The organism is Kitasatospora sp. NPDC057692 (assembly GCF_042799475.1).
Taxonomy (GTDB): domain Bacteria; phylum Actinomycetota; class Actinomycetes; order Streptomycetales; family Streptomycetaceae; genus Kitasatospora.
Genome location: NZ_JBHVIV010000198.1, coordinates 1 through 1472, shown reverse-complemented (window position 1 = coordinate 1472; position 1472 = coordinate 1). Strand labels below are relative to the sequence as shown.

The following is a 1472-nucleotide window of genomic DNA, read 5'->3' as shown; positions in this document are numbered from 1 at the left end:
GGCGGTTTCTAACGGTCCTCGCAACACCTGATGGCTTACGTGGTCGTCAGTAGATCACGCAGGCGCTCGGCTGGGGTTCTCCAGCCGAGCGTTTTGCGTGGTCGGCCGTTGAGTTGCTGGGCGACGTGTTCGAGGTCTTCGGGGCTGTGGACGGACAGGTCGGTGCCCTTGGGGAAGTACTGCCGCAGCAGCCCGTTGGTGTTCTCGTTCGATCCTCGCTGCCAGGGCGAGTGCGGATCGCAGAAGTAGACCGGCACTCCCGTGGCCACGCTGAACTGCCTGTGCGCGGCCATCTCGCAGCCCTGGTCCCAGGTCAGCGAGCTCCGCAGGTGCCCGGGCAGGGTCCGGATCAGGGGCACCAGCACGTCGCGGACCTCCTCGGCGGTGTGCCCGCCGGGCAGATGCCCGAGCAGGACGTAGCGGGTGGAGCGCTCGACCAGGGTCACGATCGCGCTCTCGTTGCGGGCACCGACGATCAGGTCTCCCTCCCAGTGGCCGGGAACCGCCCGGTCCTCGACCTCCGGCGGCCGCTCGGAGATCATCACCATCTCGTCGACGAATCGCGGTGTGCGCCGATCCGGGCTGCAGTGCGGCTTGCGGCGGGTGCGTCCGGTGCGCAGTGCGAGTGCGACCTCGCGGCGCAGTCCGCCGCGGGCCTGGACGTAGATCGCCTGGTAGATCGTCTCCGGGCTCACGCGCATGCCCTCGTCGTCGGGGAACTCCATGGCCAGAGCGTGACAGATCTGCTCGGGCGACCACCGTTGCCGCAGCCCGTCCGCGACGAACCGGCGCAGTGGTCCGTCCCGGGCGAGCTTGGAGTCCTTGGGGCGTGAGCGGCTCTTCGCCCATGCCCGCTGGGCCCGGTGCGGCCGGTAGACGCCGTCGACCGCCCGGGTGTCGATCTCGCGCTTGACGGTGGAGGCCGGCCGGCCCAGCGCCCGCCCGATCGCGCGCAGCGAGTGGCCCTCACGGCGCATGTCGGCGATCAGCTCCCGATCGGCCACCGTCAGGAACCGCGGGTGCAGCTCGGCCTCGACCGCCGCGGCGGACGGCTCTGACGTGACGGCGACGGTGCTGGTCATACCGGTTGTGTAGTCGATCCTGCGCCCGTCGGGGTGCAGGCGCGCGTTACCGATCTTCCGGATCCCGTGGTCCCAGTCCCGGGCGGTGCGCTCATGAACCCCGACCTGTGCGGCCGCGTCCGGCCGCCGCACCCCCGACGCGCGAAGCCGCTCGTACTCCACCCGGCCCGGATGCCCGCTCGTACCAGGCTTGCCCCGGCCACGGACACCGGCCTTGCGCGCCCACCCGGCCGCCGTGTGACGGTTCACCCCCACCGCCCGGGCAGCACCAGCGACGCTGCCGTTCTCCCGGTCCAGCGCCTCGAAGAACCTCGCCTTCAACACCTCGAAATCCACGATCCCCGCAACTCCCTGAACTTCAGGGTGTTGCGGGGATCGATAGAACCCGCC

General features: G+C 70.6%; 1 protein-coding gene. It reads right to left on the bottom strand.

Translation table 11 applies throughout. The features are described from left to right. Nucleotides 1-35: 35 nt before the first annotated feature. Nucleotides 36-1214, bottom strand: a complete 1179-nt coding sequence (locus tag ACFVFS_RS40770) for an IS30 family transposase (RefSeq protein ID WP_380630171.1) — start codon at nt 1212-1214, stop codon at nt 36-38. Nucleotides 1215-1472: the final 258 nt, after the last annotated feature.